Origin of the sequence: Rhizobium sp. JAB6 (genome assembly GCF_003024605.1) — a bacterium.
Taxonomy (GTDB): domain Bacteria; phylum Pseudomonadota; class Alphaproteobacteria; order Rhizobiales; family Rhizobiaceae; genus Rhizobium.
This window is the reverse complement of sequence record NZ_PYJQ01000005.1, coordinates 21,814-43,019: the sequence shown is the minus strand read 5'-3', so window position 1 is coordinate 43,019 and position 21,206 is coordinate 21,814. Positions and strand designations below refer to the sequence as shown.

Here is a 21,206-nt window from a genome sequence, read left to right as displayed (position 1 = left end):
CGTCTCCTCACATCCTGAACAGACCGAAGCGTGTGTCTTCGATCGGTGCGTTGAGTGCTGCTGAAAGCGACAGAGCCAGCACGTCGCGGCTCTTGCGCGGATCGATGATGCCATCATCCCAAAGGCGGGCGGAGGCATAGAGCGGGTGGCTCTGGGTTTCGAACATCTTGAGTGTCGGCGCCTTGAAGGCGGCTTCTTCTTCCGGCGTCCAGGGCTTGCCGGCACGCGCCAGGGCCTCGCCACGTACGGTGGCGAGCACGCCCGCCGCCTGCTCTCCGCCCATGACCGAGATGCGGCTGTTAGGCCAGGTCCAAAGGAAACGCGGCGAGTAGGCGCGGCCGGCCATGCCGTAATTGCCGGCGCCGAAGGAGCCGCCGATCAGCATGGTGATCTTCGGGACCTTGGTGGTGGCCACAGCCGTCACCAGCTTGGCGCCATTCTTGGCGATCCCTTCCGTCTCGTATTTGCGGCCGACCATGAAGCCGGTGATGTTCTGCAGGAAGACCAGCGGGATCTTGCGCTGCGAGCAGAGCTCGACGAAATGCGCGCCTTTCAGCGCCGACTCCGAGAAGAGAACGCCGTTGTTGGCGATGATCCCGACGGGAATGCCGTGGATATGGGCAAAGCCGCAGACCAGCGTCGTGCCATAACGCGCCTTGAACTCATCGAGGCGGGAGCCATCCACCATGCGAGCGATGACCTCGCGCACGTCATAGGGCGTGCGCAGGTCGGAGGGAACGATGCCGAGAATATCCTCGGGATCGTAAAGCGGCGCTTCCGGTGTGCGAAGCTCGACACTCTCGGGCTTGCGGCGATTGAGATTGGCGACCGCCTCCCGGGCGAGCGCAAGCGCATGGGCATCGTCGCGCGCCAGATGATCGGCAACACCGGAAAGGCGCGTATGAACATCGCCGCCTCCGAGATCTTCAGCCGAGACCACTTCCCCCGTCGCCGCCTTGACCAGCGGCGGACCGGCAAGAAAGATCGTCCCCTGCTTTTCGACGATGATGGTTTCGTCGGACATGGCCGGCACATAGGCGCCGCCCGCCGTGCAGGAGCCCATGACAACGGCGATCTGCGGAATGCCGGCACCCGACATATTGGCCTGATTGTAGAAGATGCGGCCGAAGTGATCGCGGTCCGGAAACACCTCGTCCTGGTTCGGCAGGTTGGCGCCGCCGGAATCGACAAGATAGATGCAGGGGAGATTGTTTTCCGCGGCGATTTCCTGCGCGCGCAGATGCTTCTTCACCGTGATCGGATAATAGGTTCCGCCTTTGACCGTGGCGTCGTTGCAGACGATCATGCAATCGCGGCCCGAGACCCTGCCGATGCCGGCGATCAGACCGGCACCTGGCGCCTCATCGGCATATAGTCCATGAGCTGCCGTCGCACCGATTTCCAGAAACGGTGTAGCGGGATCGATCAGGCCGGCGACACGATCGCGCGGCAGCATCTTGCCACGGCTCACATGCCGTTCGCGCGCCTGCGCTCCGCCGCCTTCCGCCGCCCTCGACGCTGCAGCCGCGGCAACACCGATCGCCTCCAGCATGGCAGCGCGATTGTTGCGGAAGCGATCCGAATGCGTCGATATCTCTGACTTCAAAACAGTCATGCGGCCTCGCCGATCAGCAAAATGGAATTCGAAATCAGGCCGTTTCGCCGAACAGCTCGCGGCCAATCAGCATGCGCCGGATTTCGGACGTGCCGGCACCGATCTCATAGAGCTTGGCATCGCGCAGCAGCCGTCCGGCGGGATAGTCATTGGTATAGCCATTGCCGCCGAGCGCCTGGATGCATTCGAGCGCCAGCGCCGTCGCCTTCTCGGCGGAATAGAGAATGCAGCCGGCGGCATCCTTGCGCGTCGTCTCGCCGCGATCGCAGGCGGCGGCTACCGCATAGACATAGGCGCGCGCGGCATTCATGGTGACATACATGTCGGCGAGCTTGCCCTGCATCAGCTGGAATTCACCGATCGACTGGCCGAATTGCTTCCGCTCATGCATATAGGGCAGCACCACATCCATGCAGGCGGCCATGATGCCGATGGGACCGCCGGAGAGGACGACGCGCTCGTAATCGAGACCCGACATGAGCACGCGGACGCCGCCATCGACCTGACCAAGGACATTCTCTTCCGGTACCTCGCAGTCGAGGAAGATGAGTTCCGAGGTGTTCGAGCCGCGCATGCCGAGCTTGTCGAGCTTCTGGCCGACGGAGAAGCCGGGGAAGCCTTTCTCGACGAGGAAGGCTGTGATCCCGCGCGGGCCAGCATCCGGCGAGGTCTTGGCGTAGACGACGAGGACATCGGCATCCGGACCGTTGGTGATCCACATCTTGCTGCCGTTCAGCACATAATGGCGGCCGCGCTTTTCTGCATGCAGCTTCATGGAGACGACATCGGAGCCGGCGCTCGGCTCCGACATCGCAAGAGCCCCCACGTGCTCGCCCGATATCAGCTTCGGCAGATAGCGCTCCTTCTGCGCGGTCGTGCCGTTGCGGTAGATCTGGTTGACGCAGAGATTGGAATGGGCGCCGTAGCTCAGGCCGACGGAAGCCGAGGCGCGGCTGATTTCCTCCATCGCCACCGTATGGGCGAGATAGCCGAGGCCCGCGCCGCCGAAGGCCTCATCGACCGTGATCCCCAGCAGCCCGAGATCACCCATCTCCCGCCACAGATGCATCGGAAAATTGTTGTTGCGGTCGATTTCATCGGCAAACGGTGCGATACGGTTGGCAGCGAAACGGCGCACCTGCTCGCGCAATGCGTCGATGTCCTCCCCCAGCGCGAAGTTCAATCCCCCTGCAAACATCCGGCTTCTCCTCCCGATAGTCCCGAACGCGCGATTCTTACGAACCTATATCTCTTTATGCCCGCTTCAAGTTTCGGCCGCAGCCGTCATGCCGCGTCGGCGGGCATGGGCTGCTTGCCCTGCGTCTCCACAGGCGCCTCATAGGCTTTCAGCTTGTCAGCAATTCTCACCATGATCTTGCGGGCGGCCTCCTCCTTGACCGGTCCGAAGCCTCTTATCTCATCAAACAGCGCGAGGATGGCAAGGGCCTCAGCCTCGTTGTCATGGCGCAAACCGGCAAGAACCCGCTCGGCAATTCTTTCATAATCGGCAATCAGGCGCCGCTCCAGCCGGCGTTCCGCCATATAGCCGAAGGGATCGAAGGGCGTACCGCGCAGGCGCTTCATCGGTGCAAGGACGCGCAGCAACGGCAGGATCCACGCGCCAAACTCACGCTTTTTCGGCCGGCCGTTCGGATCCTTGCCGCCAAGGATGGGCGGCGCGAGATTGAGGGCCAGCTTGAAATCTCCCTCCATCTCCTCGCGCAGATGCGCTTCGAAGGCGGGATCGGTCAGAAGACGCGCGACTTCGTATTCATCCTTATAGGCCAGAACGCGTGCATAGGTGACGGCAACGGCAAAAGGCACCTTCTCCGAAAGCCGCTCTTTCGCGGCAAGCGCATTGGCGTGCGCCACGAAGGCGACGTAGCGTTCGGCAAGCGCAGCATTCTGATAGGCGGTAAGATGCGCCTTACGGTGCTTGATGAGTTCCTCGAAGCTCATCTCCGCCAGGGTCTTGCCCATCCGGGGTTCCGCCATCATAGCATGCACCGCTTGCGGATCGTGCGCCAGAAGCCGTCCCCACTGGAAGGCGGAAAGGCTGGCCTTGACCGCGACGCCGTTAAGCTCGATCGCCTTTTCGATCGCCTCCAGCGACAGCGGCAGCAGGCCGCGCTGCCAGGCAAAACCTGTCAGCAGGATATTGGTCGACATGGCATCGCCGGTCACCTCCGTCGCGACATAGCCGAAATCGAGGAAAACAGACTTGTCGCTGACGGTTCTGGCGATGGTGTGCTGGATCGAACCGGTCTTGAAATCGAAATCGCGGTTGCGCACGAAGTCGGCGACCGGCATGAGCCCGGTATTGACGATGGCCGTCGTCCGCGTCGGCGAGCAGAGCGTGATCGCATCCTTGGAGGCGCCCACCACCTCGTCCGCTGCAAACAGCAGATCCGCGCCGCCGTTGACGATGCGCGAGGAGGTGACGTCGGCCTGATTGTGGCCGATGCGTAGATGGCTCATGACCGCGCCGCCCTTCTGGGCCAGACCGGCCATGTCCAGGATCATCGGCACCTTGCCGTCGAGATGCGCGGCCATGCCGAGGATCGCGCCGATCGTCAGGATGCCCGTACCGCCGACGCCGGCAATCGCGATATTCCACGGCCGATCGCCGATGATGGGGATTTCGGGCATCGGCACATAGACATCGGCATGATCAAGCGCTTTGCGCTTGCGGCGCTTGCCGCCATGAACGGTGACGAAGGACGGGCAGAAGCCTTTGACACAGGAGAAATCCTTGTTGCAGCTCGACTGGTTGATCTGGCGCTTGCGGCCGAACTCCGTTTCGAGCGGCTCGACGGAGATGCAGTTGGATTGCACGGAACAATCGCCGCAGCCCTCGCAGACGGCCGGATTGATGAAGACCCGCTTGGCCGGATCTTCCATCAGCCCGCGGCTGCGGCGACGGCGCTTCTCGGCCGCGCACGTCTGAACATAGACGATCGCCGAGCAGCCTTCCGTCTCGCGCAGCGTCAGCATCACCTGATCGATATGGTCGCGATGCAGAACCTTGACGCCGGGCGCCAGATCGGAAGCGCGATAGGTATCGGGATTGTCCGAGAGCAAATAGATCGGCTTGACGCCCTCGTCGTGCAGCTGCTTCGTCACCAGCTGCGGCGTCAGGTAGCCGTCGATCGGCTGGCCGCCGGTCATGGCGACGGCATCGTTATAGAGCAGCTTGTAGGTGACGTTGACCCTGGAGGCGACGGACTGGCGGATGGCGAGAATGCCGGAGTGGAAATAGGTGCCGTCGCCGAGATTGACGAACATATGCTTTTCGTCGGTATAGCGGGCAATCGCAGTCCACGGCACGCCTTCGCCGCCCATCTGGGTAAAGGTCTCGGTGTTGCGGTCCATCCAGGTGACCATATAGTGGCAGCCGATGCCGGCAATGGCGCGGCTTCCTTCGGGAACGCGGGTGGACGTATTGTGCGGACAGCCGGAGCAGAAGAAGGGCGTGCGGTTCAGCGGCGCGACATGGCTGCGGCTGATCTGGCCACGCTCGGCCAGATAGGCAAGCTTCGCGGCGATGCGGTCATGCAGGCCCTGATCGAGATCGAGCTTGACGATACGTCCCGCAATCGCTCTGGCAACGGCGCCTACAGTCAAAGCCGCCGAGAGACTGAGATAGGGCTTGTCGTGCTCGTCGAACTTGCCGACGATACGCGGACGGACATCGGCGCGCCAGTTGAAGAGCTGCTGCTTGATCTGGTTTTCGATGATCTCGCGCCGCTCCTCTATGACGAGAACCTCGTCCAGCCCTTCGGAGAAATGCCGTACGGCCTCGGGCTCGAGCGGCCAGGGCATACGCACCTTCAAGATACGCAAGCCGATCGCCGCCATTTCCTTCGGCCCGATCTCGAGCTCGCGCAGCGCCTGCAGCACATCCTCATAGGCCTTGCCGGACGAGATTATACCAAGGCGGGCGTTCGGCACATCGTGCGTAATTTCGTCGACGCGATTGGCACGGGCAAAGGCGATGGCGGCATAGGCCTTGTAGGTCTGCAGACGATCATCCTGGACCAGCGGCGGATCGGGCCAGCGCAGATTGAGGCCGCCGGGCGGCATCTCGAAATCGGTCGGCAGGACGAATTGGCGCTTCTCGCCGGAGAGATCGACGGCCGCCGTCGTTTCGATGGTGTCGGCGATGAACTTCATGCCGACCCAGCAGCCGGAATAGCGCGACATGGCGATGCCGAGCAGACCGTATTCGAGAAATTCATGGATGGACGAGGGATAGATGACCGGGATGACGGCCGACATGAAATCATGGTCGGTCTGATGCGGCATGGTCGAGGATTTGGCGGAATGGTCGTCGCCGGCAATACACAGGACGCCGCCATATTTGGAGGTTCCAGCCGCGTTGGCGTGCTTCAGCACATCGCCGGAGCGGTCGACGCCGGGACCCTTGCCATACCAGATGCCGAGTACGCCATCCTTGCGGGCGCCGGGGGAAAGACCGACCTGTTGCGAGCCCCAAACGGCCGTTGCGGCTAGATCCTCGTTGATCCCGGGCTGGAAGGTGACGTCATATGCGTCAAGGTAAGTCTTGGCTTTCAGGAGCTGCTGATCGTAGCCACCGAGCGGCGATCCGCGATAACCCGATATGAAGGCTGCCGTATTGAGGCCGGCAGCGCGGTCGCGCCGCATCTGCGTCATGGGCAGGCGCACCAGCGTCTGCAGGCCGGTCATGAAGACGCGGCCTTCCTCTGCGGTATATTTGTCGTCTAGCGATACACTGGTTGCAAGCATCTGCTCTCCTCCCGAGATCGCAGTCACCAATTGCGCTTTGTCTTCTCGCCGGAAACCTCCTACCGCTTCCAACGAAAATCATGGCGCAATTCTAACATGCACCTGCGCTAATTTCCGAACGAAGGCTGGGCGTCGGCCGCATGATTTGTAAAGAATTGGGGCAGCTGACGGATATTTTCGTGCTTCGGCGTGCCGCATGCGGGCATTCATCACGAGCTTTCATCGCAGAAATCAGCCATATGGGGTTTTACACGTCCGACTCACCCCGTAAGGTCGCGCTCACTCGAATCTGGGAGATGCATATGCTGACGATCTACGGTGTCTATCGCTCGCGCGCTTCGCGCAACTATTGGATGGCTGGGGAGCTCGGGATCGAGTTCAAATCGGTACCTGTCATCCAGGCCAGCCGGCTTCCCAACCCGCTTGCCGCCGATGCGCCGATCAACACGATGTCGCCGGAGTTTCTGGCGGTCAATCCGATGGGCATGATTCCGTGCATCAAGGATGGCGATCTCATGCTGCATGAATCGCTCGCCATAAACCTTTACCTCGCGCGCAAGTATGGCGGGCCACTGGCCGGCAAGACGGTGGAGGAAGAAGGACAGATGTCGATGTGGAGCATGTGGGCGGCAACCGAAGTCGAGCCCTACAGCGTCGCGCTCGTCCGCATCTATGACAATGCCCAGGAAAACAGCGAGGCCGGCAAGGCTGGCATCGCCGTTGCCTGCCGCTCGCTGAAGAAGCCGCTCGACGTGCTCGAAAAGCATCTGCAAAATCGGGACTATCTCGTCGGCAATCGGTTCACGGCCGCTGACTTGAACCTCGCGGAAGTGATGCGCTACGCCCAGACCGAACAGGAATTGTTCGATACCCGCCCGAAGATGAAAGCCTGGATCGAACGCTGCCAGTCGCGCGACGCCTACAAGGCCATGCAGGCGACCCGCGGTCAGGAGCCGGTCTGATAGATCCTATCGGAAGAGACGCATGCTCTCTTCCATCTCCTCGCGAAGCCACGCCTTGAAGGCGGAAACCTTTTTCGGTTCGCGCACGCCGGGCGTGGTAACGAAATAATGGCCGAACCCGGTCTTTGCGCGGATGCCGAAAGGATCGACGAGACATTTCTGCTGGAGCGCATAGGCTGCCAGCGTCTGCCAGGCGAGCATCACCCCCTGCCCCGCTATGGCCGCATCCAGACAGAGCGACGCGTCGTTGAAGATGTGCCGCTCTTCCATGCGATGCTCTGAAAGCCCGGCCTTGCGCAGCCAAACTTCCCAGCCGAACATTGCATGTCCGTCGATGACCGCGGGGACTTTCAGAAGATCGGCAGGCTCCCGAAGCGTGGCGGCAATCGGCGGCGTGACGACGGGAAACACCTCCTGGGCCAACAGCAGTTCGGCCTTGACGCCGGGCCATTGTCCGCTGCCGACCCGAATGCCGATATCGACATCCGATGTTGCCAGATTGATCAGCCGAGTGGTCGCATCGATGCGCAGGCGGATATCCGGGTGGCGAGCGGCGAAGCGGTCGAGCCGGTATACGAGCCAGCGGGCGGCAAAGACGGGCGCGACCGAGATCGTGAGGATATTCTCGTCCCCATGCTGCGTGAGCGCCACGGCCGCCGAAAGGGACTGAAAGCCTTCGCCGAGCCTCGTCAATATCCCCAGCCCCGATGCCGTCACCGTCATGCCTTTCGGAGTTCGCTCGAACAGTGGCCGCCCGAGTTGCGCCTCCGCCTTGATGACCTGCTGGCTGACCGCGCCGACAGTCACGCCGAGTTCGTCGGCCGCCGCCTGCAGCGAGCCGAGTCGTCCGACCGCCTCAAGGGCGCGCAAGCCATTCAGATGAACGTTGTTGAGATTTCTCATTATAGAATATCTATAACAGCATCCCGGCATTCTCAATTGCGCAAAGCGGGTATACGCGCGATTATTGCATTATAAGGGCGAAAAGCGCCGCAGCTCCGCCGGCTGATGCTCTTATGGTTGCATCGATGCGGAGCTCCGAGGAGGCAATCCATGTCGATCTTGAAGCTTTTCTTTAGTCACCTGCCGGAGGAGGATCGTAAGGAGGAAAGTGATCCGCTGCAGCATCCGATACTTGCGAGCATGTCACTGGAGGAATTGGCCGACCTACCGCTGATGCCGGAAAATCTCGGGCGTCCTATGGACAAGCGGTGCGTTCAGCCGGAAGAATGCGCCTGAGAGAGACCTACTTCACGCGCGCAAACATGACATCGGTCATCGATATCGACACCATCGCCGAACGATTGCAGCGGCTTATCGCGCAAGCCGGGCTGCCTGCGGTTGAACCTGGCCTGCATTACGGTCTGCCGGCCTTCAAGGTCGGCGGCAAAGCGTTCGTGACCGTCAAGAACAACGAGGCCATCGTGCTATCGCTGCCGATCGATCGCAAGGAACAGCTGATGGAAATGGCGCCGGAAATCTATTTCCAGACCGATCATTATGTCGGCTGGCCCTCCCTGCCGCTGCGCATCACCGCGATCGGCGATGAGGAGTTGCAATTGCGGTTGATCGAGGCGTGGCGATACCGCGCCCCGAAAAAGCTTGTGGCAGCATTCGGCCGGATATGATCAACCCTTCTCGACGGCGAGTGCCTTCTGAACGGCCGGACGCTCAAGCATGCGCTGATAGTGGGCGCTGACCTTCGGGAATTGTTTGATATCGACATTGTCTCCCGGCAGCCAGGTCTCCATGGTGAAGAGATAGCCGTCAGCAACGGTATATTGCTCGCCCATCACCCAAGGGCCTTTCAGAATCTTGTCTTCTATCAAGGCGAAGGCCTCGGTCATGGTCTGCGGCACTTTGGCCTTCATCGTCTCGATGGCTGCCGCATCGTCGGTCCAGCGATAGCCGCGCCCCTTGTGCGAATGGTTCACATGAACGGTGGAGGCGATATAGCCGTTGAAGGACTGCATCTGCGCGAATTCGAAGGGATCGTCGAGCGGTGCCAGCTTCGCAGCCGGCGCGATCTGCGCGACGTAGGCCAGGATCGCGATGTTCTCGGTGATGACGCCGCGATCGGTCACCAGGGCGGGAACCCGGCCCTTGGGGTTGATGGCCAGATAATCCGGCTGGCGCTGATCGCCATTGGCGAGGTTGAGGCGTCGGTGCTCGTAGGCAAGACCGGATTCTTCCAGGGCGATGAGACTGGCGAGCGCGCAGCTTCCGGGCGCGAAATAGAATGTCAGCATGTTCCGTTCCTCGATTGAAGTCCGTGAGGAAGCTAAAGCGAACCCGGCCAATACGGAAGTGGCCGATGCTGATGGACGCTACAAAAGGTTTTGATCGATCGGACCGATATGCCCATCCCCTTTGGCTAGCTCAGTGGGCATGGGCGCTTGATCTCAGGCGCAGCCGGGCACGTCCTCCAGCCTGTACCAGACGGGAATGCCGCGCTCACGAGCGATGCGGACATCGTTGTCGGCGCCCTTGGAGTCGCCCGGCAACCTCAGAACACCCTCGCAAAGCTGCAGCAGTCGGCCCGCTGTCGGATGGAAGATCTCCTCATAGAAATCGTCTCCTATGCTCTTGCCGCCGGCGGCGTGCCAGACCGGCAAGGCAACCCATTCGCCGATCATGGGCAGATGCCCGGCCTTGAACAGGGCATAGGACGGCTCCTCCAGGCGCTTGAGGTTCTCAGCCATTTTCCTCGGATCATCGCCGGTGCCGGAGCGATAAGGCCCCGCAATTAGAATCAACATGTCATGCCTCCATTTTCAGCTCCTGCTTTCTGCAGGAATTTGCACGATAATGCGTATATTTTCTTGAATGTCGAATCTTTTCTGATAACTTCCGGATTATTCATGAAATAACGTGCAGAGACCGGCATGCTGACCAGCCAACGCAAGACCCTCATCCTCGACAGATTGCGCAGGGACGGCCAGGTAATCGCCAAGGCGCTGGCCGACGATCTCGGCCTATCCGAGGACACGATCCGCAGGGATCTGCGGGAGATGGCGGCGGAAAAACTGCTGAAACGGGTGCATGGCGGCGCACTGCCGCTGTCACCGGACCTACCCGATTTTACCGCGCGGCAGACGGTCTCCTCCGACGAGAAACGCCGGCTCGGCGCCTATGCGGCCGGCATGATCCAGCCGGGGCGGACCGTATTCCTGGACGGCGGCACTACGAATGCCGAGATCGCACGGCACCTTCCGAAGGATATCGCCGTTACCATCGTCACCCACAGCCCGACGATTGCTGGCGAGTTGGAGCATCATCCCCTGGCCGAGGTGATCCTGATCGGCGGCAAGCTCTACAAGCATTCGATGGTCGCGACGGGTGCTGGCGCCGTGGCGGCGATCGCATCGATAAGGGCGGACATCTTCTTTCTTGGCGTCACCGCCATCCACCCCGCACGCGGCTTTTCCACCGGCGATTTCGAGGAAGCGGCCATCAAGCGGCATATCGCCCAATGCTCGGCGGAAACCTACGTATTGTCGACGGCCGAGAAGCTCGATGCCGCCTCGCCATGCCAGATCCTGCCCATACACGGCGTTTCCGGCCTGATCGTATCATCGGATGTTCCGGAAGAAAGCCTGGCGCCCTACCGGGATACCGGGATGCCGATCTTCCCGGCCTGATCGGCGGCCGGAGATCGATATGCCTTGTCCTCGTCGCCGATCAAGCCTACCTGAATAGGCCCCATAGGTTACGATCGCCCATGAACGAACGCCGCATTCACCAACTCTTCGAAATCAGCGTTCTATTGAAGGGCGCGCACGCCCTGATCGAATGTCTCGGCGGCATGGTGCTGGCGCTCGTCAGCACGGAATCGATCCTTCGTCTGGCAAACAGGATCGCGCAGCCCGAGCTTCTCAACGATCCCCATGATTTCATCGCGACGCATCTGCTTACCTGGGCGCAGGACTTTTCCGTCGGGACCAAGAATTTCTATGCCTATTACCTGCTGAGCCACGGGCTTGTGAAGGTGCTGCTGGTCATCGGCCTGCTCCGGGGCAAGATGTGGGCCTATCCGGCATCGCTGGCCGCCCTTGGGCTTTTCATCGTCTACCAGCTTTACCGCTTCACCGACACGCATGGCATCGGGCTCATCATCCTTACCATCTTCGATCTCGCGGTCATGGTCCTGATCTGGCAGGAATATAAGGTCGTGCGGCAGCATGTGGCGGTCCGGCGACCGAGCAGCTGAACGGAGCGGGTCCTTTAAGCCGTCAGGGCAGCTGTCGGTCTGATATCGCCGACATGGATGCCGTTCCAGTTCTTGAAGGATCGGGCGGCCATCGACATCAGGCCGGCATGGACTGTGCTATCCTTCTCGAAGAAGCGGGCGAGCGTCGCCGCCACCATGATCTCCGCCGCACGAGTCGTGCCATCGTCGCACTTGAGCGCGATGGCGATGCCCTGTTCGGGGATTGCAGCGCAGAACACGCCTTCGGCGCCGGTCTTGGCGAAGATACGGCCGGGAGCGATCTGCATCAGCCTGGTGCAGGCACGGTCGGTGCCGGCAACGTAGAAGGGTTCGGCCATGCAGGCCTCGAACAGCCGCCGCGATGCCTTGGCGCGCAAGGGCGCGAGCCCGATGCCCGTCGCCATCTTGGCAAAGCCATGCGCCAGTCCCTTGAGCGGTACGGCATAGGTCGGGATCGAGCAGCCATCGGTGCCGCAATTGTCACGCGCAAGAACAGCGCCGGTCAGGCTCTCCATCGTCTCACGGATCTGTTGCTGGAGCGGGTGATGATAGTCGACATAGCCCTTGGGATCGATATCCTGATGGCAGCAGGCGCAGACGAAACCGGCATGCTTGCCCGAGCAATTGTTATGCAGCGCCGTCGGCTTGTCGATGGTGCGGGCCTGATGAATTACTGTCTTCTGGTCGAAGGACCAATGCGCGCCGCATTCGAGCGTACCGACATCGCGGCCGGCGCGCGCCAGCATGGAGGCGGCGAGCGCCACATGCTCATCCTCGCCATTGTGCGAGGAGCAGGCGAGCGCCAATTCCTTATGACCGAAACCATAGGCATCCGCGGCGCCGCTTTCCACCAGCGGCAAAGCCTGCATCGCCTTGCAGGCCGAGCGCGGAAAGACGCCGCTTTCGATATCGCCGAGGGAGAAAACCAGCTTCCCGTCGCCATCGACGACAACGACCGAGCCACGGTGACGGCTTTCGACCTGATTGCCACGGGTGACTTCGATGCAGACGGGATTGGACATGATGCAAGCTGCCTTTGATTTGCTATACGGCTAGTGATAGCCGCTGCATCCTGCGTTGCCAATTGCCGACGATATCCCCGAAGCTAAAACTCCCTGCTCAAACGGTCGGCCGAATCCGATAGGCGCACCGCCTCGCGCCGAGAAGAATATGCTCTTCCCGCTCCACCTGGGCGGCAAGAACCATACGGAAAGTCTCGAGCTCGGAACGGCAGAAGCCGGCGCAGGCATGTGCGGCAGCACAAATGGGGCAATGGTTCTCCACCAGCACGATCGAGCCGTCATTCTCCCGCCAATGATCGGCCATATAGCCTTCCCGCGTTCGTATCGCGGCTAGGCTCGCGACGCGCGAGGGCAGATCGGCGGTAAGGTCGATCTCACTGCGGTAGCGCCGGAGCATCTCCGTTTCACGCGCCGAGATGACCGCATCGACGGCGCCCTGCCCCAACTGGCTGGCCATGGTCGCAAGCAGGGTGGCGGTCAGATCGGCATGGCCATCGGGAAACTGCCGGTTGCCGGCGGCCGTCAGGTGCCAGAACTGTCGTGGCCTGCCCCTGCCGGCGCGAGCCTCCGCCACCGGCTCGATCAATCCCTCCTCCGCCATCTTCGTCAACTGTTGGCGGGCCGCCTCGGACGATATGCCGAGTGCATCGCCGACAGCGGCTGCCAGCTGTGGCCCGTCGGTTTTCAACAGGATCAGAATTCGATTGGCAGGTGACTGACGCATTTTTCCAAGTTGTCTCTTGTTTTAATTCGGCAAGAATGTAATTTCCAAATTATAACTTGGAAAATAATCGACCGCTAGGAAAAATACCGGGGACCGTCCGATGTCGAGCATCGAAACCTCTGCCTCATCCTCTTCCGTCTTCACATTGTTTTCGCCGAAACTTCTGCCCGCGACGCTGATGCTTGGCGGCGGCGTGACGCTTTATGCCGTCGAATCCTACATCACCGCCACGATCGCCCCTTCGATCGTCCGGGATATCGGCGGCCTCGAACTGTTCTCATGGATGACGACACTCTTTGTCGCCGCCGGCGTGCTCGGCTCGATTACGGTCGCAACCCGACCGAAGGGCATGGGCCTGCGTGCCGTCTACATCGTGGCGGCACTTACTTTCGGTGTGGGCAGCCTCGCATGCGCCATTGCACCGACCATGCCGATGCTGCTCGTCGGGCGTGCTGCGCAGGGCTACGGCTCCGGCATGCTTTCCGGGCTTGCCTATGCTTTCATCCGCTTCATCTATCCCCAACCGCTATGGCGCAGAGCATCGACACTCTACGCCGCGATCTGGGGCGTGGCGACGGTACTTGGACCAACCCTCGGCGGCCTCTTCGCCGTTGGCGGCGCATGGCGCGAGGCATTCATCATCCTCGTGCCGCTGGCCGTCATTATGGCACTTTCGGCGCGCCGGCTGCTGCCCGATGTTGCGGATGACCGGATCGATACAAGGACGCCACTCGCACAGATCGCGCTTCTGCTGATTGCCGTCCTTTTCGTCAGCATTGCCGGCACCGTCGAACACGGAACCTACAAGGTCGTGCTGATTACGGCGTCCATCATTTTGGTCACGGCGATGGTGCTGATCGAGCGCAAGAGCGAAGTGCGCCTCCTTCCGCATGGGGCCGTCATGCTCGGCAATCCGATCGCGCGGCTCTATCTGACGATATTCACGATGACGCTGGTGCTGACGAGCGACATCTATATCCCCTACTTCCTGCAGACGCTGCATGGCGTAACGCCGCTGGTCTCGGGCTATCTCGTGGCGCTGGTAGCGCTCGGCTGGACCATCGCGGCCTTCCTCAGTAATTCTTTCTCAGGCAGGCGAGCGGCCCTCGCCATCATTGCCGGCTGCATTGTGGAAACGGCCGCGACCGCATCACTGATCCCCTTCCTGGCAACGAGCACGCCTTTTGATACCGTCGCCAGGTTTGCGCCCGCCGTCATCACCATGTTCCTGATGGGATTCGGCGTCGGTCTCGGCTGGGCACATCTGGTGACCAGGATCATCGGCCTCGCCAGGAAAGCCGATGAGGACAAGGCCTCGGCTGCCATTTCGATGACACAATCGCTGGGCGGCGCGTTCGGCGCTGCTCTTGCCGGGGTCATCGTCAATGGAGCGGGCCTGACCGATCCGGGCGGCATTGCCGGCGCCCTTTCCGCTGCAAATTGGCTCTACGTGCTAATGGCGATACCCGGTCTCATCGCCATCATCCTGTCCTTCACGATCAAGCCAGCTTCAGCATGATCTTGCCGATATGGTCGCTGGTTTCCATCAAGCGATGCGCCTCAATTACGTCGTCGAAAGAGAAGGTCCGATAAATGACCGGGGCGACGGTGCCCCGGTCGAGCAGCGGCCAGACCTGGGAAAGAAGGTCGTCGCGGACGGCCCGCTTTTCTTCAGCCGTGCGCGGACGCATGGTCGATCCCGTCACCGTCAGGCGCTTGACCATGATCGGCGTCAGGTTGACCTTCTCCGCCACCGCGCCGCCAAGGAAGGCAATGATCGAAAGGCAGCCGTCGCGGGCAAGCGATGCGAGGTTCTTTTCCAGATAGGCGGCGCCGATCATGTCCAGGATGATATCGACACCATGTTCCGTTTCGGCCTTGATGACTTCGGCGAAATCTTCCGCTTTATAGTTGATTGCCCTTTTGGCGCCGAGCTTCTCGCAGGCCTGGCATTTTTCCTTCGATCCGGCGGTCGCATAGACCGTCGCGCCGAAAGCGCGGGCAAGCTGAATCGCCGTCGTGCCGATGCCGCTGGAGCCGCCGTGGATCAGCACGCTTTCGCCCTCGGTGAGGCCCGCCATCTGGAAGAGATTGGCCCAAACCGTGAAGAAGGTCTCGGGGAGCGCGGCTGCGTGCACGGCATCATAACCGTTCGGGAAACGGAGAGCCTGGCTAGCGGGCAGGACGCAATATTCCGCATAGCCGCCGCCATTGGCGAGGCCGCAAACCTTGTTGCCGATCGCAAATTCGGTCACGCCGGGCGCGACATCGACGATCTCGCCAGCCACTTCGAGGCCCAGGATCGGGCTTGCTTCCTTGGGCGGCGGATAGATCCCCTGGCGTTGCGCCACATCCGGCCGATTGACGCCGGCAGCCTCGACGCGGACCAGAATCTCGCCTGGGTTCAAGACAGGCAGAGGCTTGCGGGCGATGGTCATGACCTCCGGTCCGCCAAAGGACGGCAAATCCACGAAACGCATTTCAGACGGCAAGGGCATGGCGCAATCTCCTCTCCCAGCAAAGCAGTGGAGATAGTTTAGCGCAGAACGCTTGAAAAGGATCGAGTGCCGAAGGGCGTCAATTCGTCTCGGCCAAGCCGAGGAATGCGATGCCGATGCCGCTTTCCTTTGCCTTTGCCTTGATGCCCGCGATGGAAGTGCTGACGCGATTGCTGTTGTCGATCACCAGTCCCTCGGGCAGTTCCAGAATACCGATCGAGCAGCGCATCAAGGGAAATTCCGCCTCGGCACCGCTGCGGTCATGACCGCGAATGCGGCCGGCGGCACGATCCTCCGCCGAATAGAGTTCGAGGACTTCGGCGTGGAAATCTGCAAGCAGCCGATCCAAAACCTCGCGAAGCTCCGGCGCGCTCCAGCCGGTGACGCCGATAAAGAAGTCGTCGCCGCCGACATGGCCGAGGAAATGGCGTTCGGCAAAGAAATAGCGGCGCATCAGCGCGGCAAATATCGAAATGGCATGGTCGCCGACATGGAAGCCGTAAGCGTCATTGAACGGCTTGAAATTATCGAAGTCACAATAGCAGAAATGCCTTATGTCATCGCCATCGCGGCCAGCATTCTGCATGAAATCGTGAATTGCCCGATTGCCCGGCAGGCCGGTCAGGGGATTCTGATCCTGGGCGATCTTCAACTGCTTCTCGTTGATGACCTTGATGAGCGAGGCGGCCGAGACGATGCCGGCATAATGCGTGCCTTCGGTGACGATCAGGCAATCGCTGCTTTCCATGTTGGCGAAGATCGTCATCAGCGTATCGGCATCGGAATCAAGCCCGACAATCGGCGCCATCTCCACGAAATGCGAAATCGACCGCTTATAGACCTTGTTCTTCAGCAGGTCGCGGCCGAAGGGCTGATAGATATATTCCTTGAGCTGGTATTCGTGGATGATCCCGCGCGGCTCGTTATTGGCGTTGACGACGGGAAAATAGGCCCGGCGCGGATTGCGGCGGAAGAGTTCGAAAACGCTGTCGATGCTGTCGCTTTCGCGGATCGTCGGCAGCACCTCGATCTGCTTGCGAATGAGGATTTCATCGAGCGACTGACTGTTGCGCGCCATTTTGCCGAGATCCTGCAGATGCGGAAAGCTCGGCTTCAGCTCATTGACGAGCACCGTCGGGCGGGCAATGAACCAGCCCTGGACGAAGTCGACGCCGAATTCGCGGCAGGTCAGGAACTCCGCCTCCGTCTCGATACCCTCGGCGATGACGCGCGTACCGAGAACATGGGCGATGTTGACGAGATTTCTAAGGATATGGCGCTTGCGGGCGCTTCGGTCGATATGGACGATGAAATGCCGGTCGATCTTCAGGTAATCGACCGGATAATCGGACAGAAGCTTCATTTCGCCGCGCCCGACACCAAAATCATCGATCGCCAGCTTGAAGCCGGAGCTTCGCATCCTGGCGACCAGATCGCGAAATTCAGGCACGATGGTATTGTCGAAACGCTCGGAGAATTCGAAGCAGATGGACGAGGGCGCAATCCCGGCTTTTTGCATATGCTGCAACAGGCCATCCACCAATGTGGCGCCTTGCGGGATCAACCGGACATCCAGATTGAGGAAAAGAGTAGAGGCAGCGATGTTGGGCAAGGTGGCGAACTTTGCCAGCGCCCGGCTGGTGACCATCTGTTCCAAACCAAGAAGCTGACCGGTGCGTTCGGCCTCATCGAGGATGTCGACCGGGCTGTCGAAACCGATGCGCTCCTGCCCGCGCATAAGGGATTCATAGCCGAAAACGGCGCCGGTGCCGGCCTCCACGATCGGCTGGAATGCGTTTTCGATCACGAGTTTGGCCAGAGTAACGATCTGATCGCTGGCATATCGGCGCAAGACGCCCGGTTCGGCTGCGGCAGTCAGGGACATGCCCATCTCCACTTGCGGATTCTAATCTAATTTATTTAAGTAAAACTTTGGGTTTACCGCGTTTTCGGCCGAAGATGCGTCATAAAGCGTCAACGAAACCTTTCCCGCATGTGAAAGTTTCGTGAATGGTAAAGCAATGTTAACCATCCGCCGGAACGAAGATGGAGCGCCTGGCAGCTCTGCAGCCCTGCTGACGGAGGGTTATCGCCGTCAATTGCTTGACTGCCGTTCCGCCTCGTAATCGGCAAACATATCGGCGACGCAGCGGCCGTTCTTTGCTGTCTCGCCACCATCGTTGGCGGCACGAGGCACATCGCAAATGTCACCGCGCTTGCGGGCTGCATCCCACATGCGCAGGGCTTCCCGCACGACTTCGCTGCTCGAGGCATAGGTGCCGGTGTCGACCGCTGCCCGGATGCCGGCAGCCTGAAGCGGAGAGATGGAAACCGTTACCATCGGCATGATATTCCTCCCTTGACGTTATCTAGCGGAAATTTGTCTGGAAGCAGGTTCCGCGGCTTTAACCAGTTTCTTCACGCATGTCTGTCGACACGCGCACTTTCGGATGAAGATACTGTCGTCACATCAACGCAACGCCGTTCTGCCCGACATGGCAGAGACCCAAAGAGTAACGCCGCTCACGCTCCTTGTCAAAAAGTAGCAGTCCGTTACTCCTATCGGGCAGTGCGCTACCGCCGGAGCACAAGGCCGAAGACAACCAGTGTCCACCCTTGAAAAATCAGATCGAAGGCCAGGAAAAGACCAAGAATCCAGAGGCTGTTGACCGGCCAGCCGACGGCAATGGCAATGCCGGCAACCGCGGTCGCAAGGCCGCTGATGACGATCCAGACCCAGCCGCGCTCCGGCTTCAACTTGCGGCCGACCCAGACGCGAAACGTGCCGGCGATGAGCAGTGCGATGGCAAGGAACAGGGTCAGTGCCTCGGAGGCCAACAGTGGATTGGCGAAGGCGAGGATACCGGCAATTGTATAGAGCAGGCCGCTCAGCATCCAGAACAGGATATGCTCCCATCCTCGCACCTGAAAGGCATGGGCCAGATGCACGATGCCGCCGATCAGCATCAGCATGCCGATGTAATAGACCGAAGCGACGGTGGCGATGAACACATTGCCAAGCGCGATACCGCCGCAGATCATCAGCAGGATTCCAAGCCCGACAAACCATCCCCATTTGTCACGCATTGCCGATGGGGGAACTTCATCAAGAATATCGACCATGACTGCACCTCCTCCTCTTCGGAAGTATGGCACAGAAATGCTCATCGGAAAGGGGTTGCGGATTTTCGGCAGCAGGTTGCCCCGCACATCATTTTTTTATTGATTGATCAGTCAATCAAAAATACATTGTGTCCAGCCTCGGGGATGAAAAATGCCGAAAGTGGGAATGGAACCGGTGCGCCGCAAGGCGCTGGTGGATGCTGCGATGCGCGTGATCGGTGATCACGGCTCGCTGACCGTCACCATGTCCGAAATTGCCAAGCAGGCCGGCGTTTCCCCTGCCCTCGCGCATCATTATTTCGGCAGCAAGGAACAGCTGCTGATCGAGACCGTCCGAGTGCATCTACAGCGGCTGCGCGACAGCGTCATCACGGCGCTGCGCGCGGCCAAAACACCGCGCGAAAAGCTCTCGGCCGTCATCCGCGTCAGCTTCCAGGCCGATCAGTTTGCGCCGGAGACGATCGCGGCGTGGCTCGCCTTCTATGCCGAAGCGCAGCGTTCGGAGGAGACGCGGCGCTTTCTCGTCATCTATGCGCGCCGGCTGCGCTCCAACCTGCTTGCCAATCTCAAGGCTCTATGTCCGGAGGAAGACGCAGAACGCATCGCCGAAGGCGCTGCCGCGATGATCGACGGCCTTTATATCCGTCAAAGTCTGAGATCGGCGCCGATCAGCATCGAGGCTTCGATCGCGCTTACGGAAGATTACATCAATTTACTGCTTGCGCCGCTTTCCAGAGAGGCCGCCGTTCAAAGGACTGAAACATGACCCTAAAAGCCCAGCCCACCGCCTCGCATTTCATCGACGGAGAATATGTTGAGGACACCGACGGCACTCTTATCGAAAGCATCTACCCCGCGACCGGGGAGGTAATCGCCCGCTTGCATGCGGCAACGCCCGCCATCGTCGAAAAGGCGATCGCTAGCGCCAAGCGGGCGCAGCCGGAATGGGCGGCCATGAGCCCGACGGCGCGCGGCCGCATCCTGAAGCGGGCGGCCGAGATCATGCGCGAACGCAATCGCGAGCTTTCGGAACTGGAAACGCTGGATACGGGCAAGCCGATCCAGGAAACCATCGTCGCCGACCCGACGTCGGGCGCCGACAGCTTCGAATTCTTCGGCGGCATCGCGGCAGCCGGCCTCAACGGCTCCTACATTCCGCTCGGCGGCGATTTCGCCTATACCAAGCGCGTGCCGCTCGGCGTCTGCGTCGGTATCGGCGCATGGAACTATCCGCAGCAGATCGCCTGCTGGAAGGGCGCCCCGGCCCTGATCGCCGGCAACGCCATGGTGTTCAAGCCTTCGGAAAACACGCCGCTCGGCGCGCTGAAGATCGCCGAAATCCTGATCGAGGCCGGCCTGCCGAAAGGTCTCTACAATGTCATCCAGGGTGACCGCGAAACCGGGCCTCTGCTCATCAACCATCCCGACGTGGCGAAGGTATCGCTGACCGGCTCGGTGCCGACGGGCCGCAAGGTGGCGGCTTCGGCGGCCGGCCACCTCAAGCATGTCACCATGGAACTCGGAGGCAAGTCGCCGCTGATCGTCTTTGACGATGCCGATATCGACAGCGCCATCGGCGGCGCCATGCTCGGCAATTTCTATTCGACCGGGCAGGTTTGCTCGAACGGCACGCGCGTCTTCGTCAACCGCAAGATCAAGTCCGAATTCCTGAAGCGCCTGAAGGTGCGCACCGATGCCATGCTCATCGGCGACCCCATGGACGAGGCAACGCAGATCGGCCCGATGGTCTCCTGGGCGCAGCGCGAGAAGGTGCTCGCCTATATCGAAAAGGGCAAGGCCGAGGGTGCGACGCTGCTGACCGGCGGCGGCATCCCCAACAACGTCGCCGGCGAAGGCTATTATATCCAGCCGACCGTGTTTGCCGACGTCACCGATGACATGACGATCGCCCGCGAGGAGATTTTCGGGCCAGTCATGTGCGTTCTGGATTTCGACGACGAGGCCGAGGTGATCGCCCGCGCCAATGCCACCGAATTCGGCCTTTCCGGCGGCGTCTTCACCGCCGACCTCACGCGCGCCCACCGCGTCGTCGACCAACTCGAAGCCGGCACGCTCTGGATCAACACCTACAATCTCTGCCCGGTCGAAATTCCCTTCGGCGGCTCCAAGCAATCCGGCTTCGGCCGCGAGAATTCGCTGGCGGCGCTGGAGCACTATTCGGAGCTGAAGACCGTCTATGTCGGCATGGGGCCGGTACAGGCGCCTTATTGATTCACCTCCCCCTTGAGGGGGGAGGTCGCCGCTTAGCGGCGGGTGGGGGTGAC

At 60.8% G+C, this 21,206-nt stretch carries 20 protein-coding genes; 8 read left to right on the top strand and 12 right to left on the bottom strand.

The genetic code is table 11. The features are described from left to right. Nucleotides 1-7: 7 nt before the first annotated feature. The 3 genes from C7U61_RS06025 to C7U61_RS06015 form a co-directional block, all read right to left on the bottom strand. Nucleotides 8-1,615 carry a carboxyl transferase domain-containing protein gene (locus C7U61_RS06025; RefSeq protein WP_106997259.1) on the bottom strand — a complete coding sequence of 536 codons (1,608 nt, stop codon included), beginning with the start codon at nt 1,613-1,615 and terminating at the stop codon, nt 8-10. A 34-nt stretch (nt 1,616-1,649) separates the two neighbouring features. Beyond that, entirely contained in the window at nt 1,650-2,813 is a 1,164-nt protein-coding gene (locus tag C7U61_RS06020) for an isovaleryl-CoA dehydrogenase (protein ID WP_106997258.1), read from the bottom strand. Between the two features lie 86 nt (nt 2,814-2,899). Next, nucleotides 2,900-6,409, bottom strand: a complete 3,510-nt coding sequence (locus C7U61_RS06015) for an indolepyruvate ferredoxin oxidoreductase family protein (protein ID WP_280952755.1) — start codon at nt 6,407-6,409, stop codon at nt 2,900-2,902. A gap of 275 nt (nt 6,410-6,684) precedes the next feature. On the opposite strand from C7U61_RS06015, the gene C7U61_RS06010 reads away from it, so the two are divergent. After that, nucleotides 6,685-7,344: a glutathione S-transferase family protein gene (locus C7U61_RS06010; protein ID WP_106997256.1), complete on the top strand. Its 660-nt coding sequence runs from the start codon at nt 6,685-6,687 to the stop codon at nt 7,342-7,344. Between the two features lie 6 nt (nt 7,345-7,350). Here the strand turns inward: C7U61_RS06010 and C7U61_RS06005 are convergent, their stop codons facing one another. Then, nucleotides 7,351-8,247: a LysR substrate-binding domain-containing protein gene (locus C7U61_RS06005; protein ID WP_106997255.1), complete on the bottom strand. Its 897-nt coding sequence runs from the start codon at nt 8,245-8,247 to the stop codon at nt 7,351-7,353. Between the two features lie 150 nt (nt 8,248-8,397). Here C7U61_RS06005 and C7U61_RS06000 point away from each other — a divergent pair, with 150 nt between their 5' ends. Both C7U61_RS06000 and C7U61_RS05995 read left to right on the top strand, forming a co-directional pair. Beyond that, the gene (locus C7U61_RS06000; protein ID WP_106997254.1) at nt 8,398-8,583 is read left to right on the top strand and encodes a hypothetical protein; all 186 of its coding nucleotides are present in this window, start codon (nt 8,398-8,400) and stop codon (nt 8,581-8,583) included. Between the two features lie 26 nt (nt 8,584-8,609). Beyond that, the gene (locus C7U61_RS05995; protein WP_106997683.1) at nt 8,610-8,972 is read left to right on the top strand and encodes an MmcQ/YjbR family DNA-binding protein; all 363 of its coding nucleotides are present in this window, start codon (nt 8,610-8,612) and stop codon (nt 8,970-8,972) included. On the opposite strand, the gene C7U61_RS05990 is transcribed toward C7U61_RS05995, so the two are convergent. Beyond that, complete coding sequence (locus C7U61_RS05990) at nt 8,973-9,593, bottom strand: glutathione S-transferase N-terminal domain-containing protein (RefSeq protein ID WP_106997253.1); 621 nt, start codon at nt 9,591-9,593, stop codon at nt 8,973-8,975. It lies immediately after the preceding gene. Nucleotides 9,594-9,746: 153 nt separating this feature from the next. Beyond that, entirely contained in the window at nt 9,747-10,103 is a 357-nt protein-coding gene (locus C7U61_RS05985; protein WP_106997252.1) for a DUF4406 domain-containing protein, read from the bottom strand. A 126-nt stretch (nt 10,104-10,229) separates the two neighbouring features. On the opposite strand from C7U61_RS05985, the gene C7U61_RS05980 reads away from it, so the two are divergent. Next, nucleotides 10,230-10,985 (top strand): DeoR/GlpR family DNA-binding transcription regulator, encoded by a 756-nt coding sequence (locus C7U61_RS05980; protein ID WP_106997251.1) that lies wholly within the window; start codon nt 10,230-10,232, stop codon nt 10,983-10,985. 80 nt (nt 10,986-11,065) lie between these two features. Then, nucleotides 11,066-11,554 (top strand): DUF2127 domain-containing protein, encoded by a 489-nt coding sequence (locus C7U61_RS05975; RefSeq protein ID WP_106997250.1) that lies wholly within the window; start codon nt 11,066-11,068, stop codon nt 11,552-11,554. Between the two features lie 14 nt (nt 11,555-11,568). On the opposite strand, the gene C7U61_RS05970 is transcribed toward C7U61_RS05975, so the two are convergent. Together C7U61_RS05970 and C7U61_RS05965 are read right to left on the bottom strand one after the other, a co-directional pair. Continuing rightward, nucleotides 11,569-12,576 (bottom strand): asparaginase, encoded by a 1,008-nt coding sequence (locus tag C7U61_RS05970; RefSeq protein WP_106997249.1) that lies wholly within the window; start codon nt 12,574-12,576, stop codon nt 11,569-11,571. A 97-nt stretch (nt 12,577-12,673) separates the two neighbouring features. Next, nucleotides 12,674-13,300, bottom strand: a complete 627-nt coding sequence (locus C7U61_RS05965) for a MarR family transcriptional regulator (protein ID WP_106997248.1) — start codon at nt 13,298-13,300, stop codon at nt 12,674-12,676. 100 nt (nt 13,301-13,400) lie between these two features. Between C7U61_RS05965 and C7U61_RS05960 the strand changes: the two genes are divergently transcribed. Then, a complete protein-coding gene (locus C7U61_RS05960; RefSeq protein WP_106997247.1) occupies nt 13,401-14,819 on the top strand; it encodes an MFS transporter in 1,419 nt (472 codons plus the stop codon). Here C7U61_RS05960 and C7U61_RS05955 read toward each other — a convergent pair. The 4 genes from C7U61_RS05955 to C7U61_RS05940 all read right to left on the bottom strand — a co-directional run bounded on the left by C7U61_RS05955 (nt 14,800) and on the right by C7U61_RS05940 (nt 18,921). Further along, complete coding sequence (locus C7U61_RS05955) at nt 14,800-15,798, bottom strand: NAD(P)H-quinone oxidoreductase (protein ID WP_106997246.1); 999 nt, start codon at nt 15,796-15,798, stop codon at nt 14,800-14,802. The genes C7U61_RS05960 and C7U61_RS05955 overlap by 20 nt on opposite strands. A gap of 79 nt (nt 15,799-15,877) precedes the next feature. Continuing rightward, nucleotides 15,878-17,683 carry an EAL domain-containing protein gene (locus C7U61_RS05950; protein ID WP_106997245.1) on the bottom strand — a complete coding sequence of 602 codons (1,806 nt, stop codon included), beginning with the start codon at nt 17,681-17,683 and terminating at the stop codon, nt 15,878-15,880. A gap of 210 nt (nt 17,684-17,893) precedes the next feature. Further along, nucleotides 17,894-18,145, bottom strand: coding sequence for a type II toxin-antitoxin system ParD family antitoxin (locus C7U61_RS05945; protein ID WP_106997244.1), 252 nt, complete (start codon nt 18,143-18,145; stop codon nt 17,894-17,896). 227 nt (nt 18,146-18,372) lie between these two features. Further along, the gene (locus C7U61_RS05940) at nt 18,373-18,921 is read right to left on the bottom strand and encodes an HdeD family acid-resistance protein (RefSeq protein WP_106997243.1); all 549 of its coding nucleotides are present in this window, start codon (nt 18,919-18,921) and stop codon (nt 18,373-18,375) included. Between the two features lie 151 nt (nt 18,922-19,072). Here C7U61_RS05940 and betI point away from each other — a divergent pair, with 151 nt between their 5' ends. Both betI and betB read left to right on the top strand, forming a co-directional pair. Continuing rightward, nucleotides 19,073-19,687 carry a transcriptional regulator BetI gene (gene betI, locus C7U61_RS05935; RefSeq protein ID WP_106997242.1) on the top strand — a complete coding sequence of 205 codons (615 nt, stop codon included), beginning with the start codon at nt 19,073-19,075 and terminating at the stop codon, nt 19,685-19,687. Then, nucleotides 19,684-21,153: a betaine-aldehyde dehydrogenase gene (gene betB / locus C7U61_RS05930; RefSeq protein WP_106997241.1), complete on the top strand. Its 1,470-nt coding sequence runs from the start codon at nt 19,684-19,686 to the stop codon at nt 21,151-21,153. The genes betI and betB overlap by 4 nt, the downstream gene beginning before the upstream one ends. The last annotated feature ends 53 nt before the right edge of the window (nt 21,154-21,206 follow it).